At 43.4% G+C, this 4,684-nt stretch carries 4 protein-coding genes; 3 read left to right on the top strand and 1 reads right to left on the bottom strand.

Annotated features, from left to right (window positions below):
- Positions 1-311: 311 nt before the first annotated feature.
- Complete coding sequence (gene nagZ / locus AACX33_RS04775; protein WP_193998947.1) at positions 312-1,415, top strand: beta-N-acetylhexosaminidase; 1,104 nt, start codon at positions 312-314, stop codon at positions 1,413-1,415.
- Here the strand turns inward: nagZ and AACX33_RS04770 are convergent.
- Positions 1,412-1,810, bottom strand: a complete 399-nt coding sequence (locus AACX33_RS04770; RefSeq protein WP_193998945.1) for a metal-sensing transcriptional repressor — start codon at positions 1,808-1,810, stop codon at positions 1,412-1,414. The genes nagZ and AACX33_RS04770 overlap by 4 nt on opposite strands.
- A gap of 290 nt (positions 1,811-2,100) precedes the next feature.
- Between AACX33_RS04770 and AACX33_RS04765 the strand changes: the two genes are divergently transcribed.
- Both AACX33_RS04765 and AACX33_RS04760 read left to right on the top strand, forming a co-directional pair.
- Complete coding sequence (locus tag AACX33_RS04765; RefSeq protein WP_193998943.1) at positions 2,101-3,315, top strand: HhoA/HhoB/HtrA family serine endopeptidase; 1,215 nt, start codon at positions 2,101-2,103, stop codon at positions 3,313-3,315.
- Positions 3,316-3,480: 165 nt separating this feature from the next.
- Complete coding sequence (locus AACX33_RS04760) at positions 3,481-4,662, top strand: aldo/keto reductase (protein ID WP_193998941.1); 1,182 nt, start codon at positions 3,481-3,483, stop codon at positions 4,660-4,662.
- The last annotated feature ends 22 nt before the right edge of the window (positions 4,663-4,684 follow it).

Genomic DNA, 4,684 nt, shown 5'->3' with positions numbered 1-4,684 from the left:
TACACACATGTCCTGCCTGTCTGCGTTTGAGCCTGTTTTGCCCCCTAAATCCCCTGCCCCCGTGACCCCCAAATTTGGGGGTAAAATGGGGGACTTTGAAAATTCTTGTTCCCCCATAATTGGGGGTTAGGGGGCGATTCGATCACTTGTGTGTACACGGTAGCGCAAGCGAGGAGGGAACCGGATTTTTGCGGGCTAAGGGGTGGGGTAAAATAATATGCAGCCTCACAAATAATTGGTATAAGTACTATTTTTATTTCCTGAAAGTTGAAAATCCCAGTTGTTGGTTAGACAAGTCTAGGTGAAGCATTATGGCTGTATCGCAAGAGTTAGAGCGCTTTGGACATCACTTAATACTTGGTATTTCAGGTACTTCGTTAAGTGATGACGATAAACGTACACTGAGTGAATTAAAACCAGTTGGGGTAATTTATTTTGCTAAAAACTTTCTGGATGCTACCCCTTATGAAGTTTGGCTAGAAAGCTTCCAGAAGCTCAACGAGCAAATCAGAGAATATACTGAACGTGACTCAATGTTTATGACATTAGATCACGAAGGGGGACGAGTAGTTAGGACACCGTTACCAATTACCCGATTTCCTTATGCTTTGTTGTGGAAATCCCACGCAAGAGAAGTCGCAAAAGCTACAGCTTTGGAATTGAAATCTTTGGGAATAAATTTATCCTGGTCACCTGTAGCAGATATTTTTTCCCATCCTCAAAATCCGATTATCGGTCCGCGTGCCTTTGGTCGCAACCCGGAAACAACTGCTGAAGGTGTGTGTGAATACTATAGGGGACTTGAGGAAGGGGGAATTTTAGGATGTGCTAAACACTTTCCTGGACATGGAGACACTAGCAAAGATTCTCATCTTGAATTACCAGTACTCAATCTCACCCTTGAAGAATTACGGCTTCGGGAATTGATTCCGTTTAAAGCGCTGATTGAAAAGCAAATTCCTTTAATCATGACGGCGCATATCCTGTTTCCCAAAATAGATCCGCAATTTCCGGCGACACTCTCCCCAGCTATCCTGAAAAAGATCCTCCGGGAAGAATTGGGTTTTGCAGGAGTGGTTGTATCTGACGACCTCGATATGAAAGCTGTCTCAGATATGTTTACCGAAAGTGGGACAGTCGCGCAGGCTTTTGATGCTGGCTGTGACTTGTTTATTGTCTCGCGGAATATTAATTCATTATCTATTGAACGAACTTATCAGATGGCTGAGGATTTTGCTGATTCTTTAAGCAGGGGTAGTCTGGATGAATCAGTTGTGGCCGCAGCTAGAGACAGAATTGAAAACCTACTGGCGGTAACTCCCCAGCATAAGATTTATGCTTTGGATAAAAATATCCTACAGCAACACGCTGAACTGGCGATCGCTTGTTGTTTTGAGGGGAGTGGGGAATTTTAAGGTAAAAACCGATCTAAAGCAGCTTTTAACTGTTCAATTTCCACTTCCATATTGCCTTCTTGAGCAGCTCTAGCAATACATTCAGTTAAATGTTGATCCAAAACAATTCTCGCGACTTTATCCAAAGCGCCTCGCACAGCTGCAATTTGTAATAAAACATCAGGACAAGGGCTATCATGCTGCACCATTGTTTTAATGCCGCGAACATGGCCTTCTATCCGAGATAGTCGATTAACAATTTTCCGTAGTGACTCTTCACTATGAACGTGAGGATGTACCGACTTTCCAGGCTCATGAGGATGATTTTTCTGGTCTTCTACATGATGATTCTGGGCGTTTTCTCCTGCCTGGGATGCCGGCACAGATTTTTTAGCTAATCGGTTTGATCCGTTCATGAGTTCATGTTGCCAAAGCACTGGTACTATTAAGATCCTAGCCTAGAGGATAATTGGTAAGGGAAAAAGTATTTCTGCCAATTAGCGATCGCTTTGCTTAAGTCATCGTCAGAATCTGATTCAAGGGTGGAACCCGAACCTAGAAAGGGTGAATCTCCATAATAGCTATGATGTTAAATATTCTATTAATTTTGATATAGGTAGTTTATGACGAATAATCTGCCATTCGGTAAAAATAACTGTAAATAGATTTTTAGGCAAAAATTAGGCTGCCATATTAGGTTGTAATTATGCAATTCTCCCAAATATCAAGTTCTATACGTCAATTTGCTGCTTATGTGTTAGCCCTAATTATCGGCGTTACACTAACGGTCAGCACTTGGCAGGTATTACCCTCTCAAGCCGAACCTGCACCTGATGCTGAGACTGCTACTGCTGCCTTAGATGTAATTGCCCGACAATCACCAGCAACTGCGGCTATAGGTAGCACTAGCTTTGTCACAGCGGCTGTAAATCGTGTGGGAACGGCAGTAGTCCGTATTGACACTGAACGCACTATTACCCGTCGTATGGACCCATTTATGGAAGACCCATTCTTCCGGCGATTTTTTGGTGAGGGTTTTCCCCAACAGTTGCCTTCTGAACAATTGCGTGGTCTAGGTTCGGGTTTCATTATTGACAAAGGTGGTCTGGTGTTGACCAACGCCCATGTAGTTGATAAAGCTGATAAAGTCACAGTCCGCCTCAAAGATGGTCGCACCTATGAAGGCAAAGTTCAGGGTATTGATGAAGTCACAGATTTAGCAGTGGTGAAGATTAACCCTGATAAAGATTTACCTGTTGCGCCTTTGGGTTCTTCTGATGCAGTACAAGTGGGAGACTGGGCGATCGCAGTGGGTAATCCTTTAGGATTTGATAATACCGTAACTTTGGGAATTGTTAGCACCCTCAAACGTTCCAGCGCCCAAGTGGGAATTGCTGACAAACGCTTGGACTTTATTCAAACCGATGCGGCGATTAATCCTGGTAACTCCGGGGGTCCACTATTGAATGAACGGGGCGAAGTAATTGGGATTAATACAGCTATTCGTCCGGACGCGATGGGTATTGGTTTTGCGATTCCTATTGATAAGGCTAAAGCGATCGCCTTGCAATTGCAACGTGACGGCAAAGTTATTCACCCTTATTTAGGTGTGCAAATGGTAACTTTAACGCCCGAATTAGCAAAGCAGAATAATACTGACCCCAACTCTCCCATTCAAATACCAGAAATTAATGGGGTTTTGGTGATGCGGGTTATACCTAATTCCCCAGCTGCGAATGCGGGTGTGCGACGTGGCGATGTGATTGTGCAAATTGACCGTGAACCCGTCACCAGTGCTGATAAATTACAGAACCTTGTAGACAACAGTCGCCTGGGTCAGTTGTTAAATGTGAAAGTGCAACGGGGTAATCAGATACAGCTGCTTTCAGTCCGCACGGCGGAGTTACAAGATCCTGTTTAGCAACTTCCAAGGAATCAAATCCCCAATTAATTTGTAGGGTTAGGACATTAGGATAATTGTGGGTTACGCTACGCTAACCCACCCTACTATTTTTGGGAAATTTCCATTGGTAAGTTGAGACGTGATTAGTCGCGTCTCCACGAAATGCAGTATATCTACGTCTTTATGCTTTACAAAAGATTTGGTCGCACAGAATTACAGATGCCTGTTTTTTCTTGTGGCGGTATGAGATATCAATTCAAATGGCAAGATGTTCCTAATTCCGAAATTCCGGCAGATAATCAGGCTAATCTAGAAGCGACTATTCGCCGCTCTCTGGAAGTGGGAATTAATCACATTGAAACTGCCCGTGGTTATGGTACATCAGAAATACAATTGGGGCAAATATTGCCGAAGTTTCCCCGTGAGAAATTAATTGTCCAGACAAAAGTCGGCCCGGTTGCAGATTCCCAGAAATTTCGCGAAACGTTTGAACAATCACTGCAAAATCTCCAGTTAGATTATGTGGATTTACTGGGAATACATGGCATAAATCATGCTGAATCTTTCGACTATAGTATGCGTGACGGTGGCTGTTTAGATGTGGCGCGGCAGCTACAAGCAGAAGGAAAAGTGAGATTTATCGGCTTTTCTACTCATGGACCTAAAGAGGTAATTATCCAGGCTATTAATACTAACCAATTTGATTATGTCAACCTGCATTGGTATTACATTAATCAATGGAATTGGGAGGCAATTACAGCCGCTAACAGTCATGATATGGGGGTATTTATTATTAGTCCTTCAGATAAAGGGGGGATGCTATATAAACCACCGCAAAAGTTAGTTAATCTTTGCGCCCCTTTAAGTCCGATGGTGTTTAATGATTTGTTTTGTCTGAGTCATGAAAATGTACATACTTTGAGTTTGGGTGCAGCCAGACCTGAAGATTTTGATGAACATCTGAAAACTTTAGATTACTTAGATCGGGCGGAGGAATTTTTGCCGCCAATTTTGAGTAAGTTAGAACAAGAAGCGATCGCAACTTTAGGAGAAGACTGGGTAAAGACTTGGGAGACGAATTTACCTACCTGGGAAGCAACACCGGGAGAAGTGAATATTCGTGTGATTTTGTGGTTGTGGAATTTAGCGATCGCCTACGATTTAGTAGACTACGCCAAAATGCGTTACAACCTACTGGGTAATGCTAGTCATTGGTTCCCCGGTAACAAAGCAGACCAACTAGATGAACTCGACTTGGGACAATCTCTCGCCAATAGTCCCCACGCCGAGAAAATTCCGCAAATGTTAGCAAAAGCCCATGAGATGTTAGCAGGTGCTGAAGTTAAGCGGTTATCGAAGACTTAGGGAGTGGGGAGGGGGGAGGGTG

The organism is Nodularia sp. LEGE 04288 (assembly GCF_963896525.1).
Taxonomy (GTDB): domain Bacteria; phylum Cyanobacteriota; class Cyanobacteriia; order Cyanobacteriales; family Nostocaceae; genus Nodularia.
This window is presented reverse-complemented; position numbering and strand designations above follow the sequence as displayed.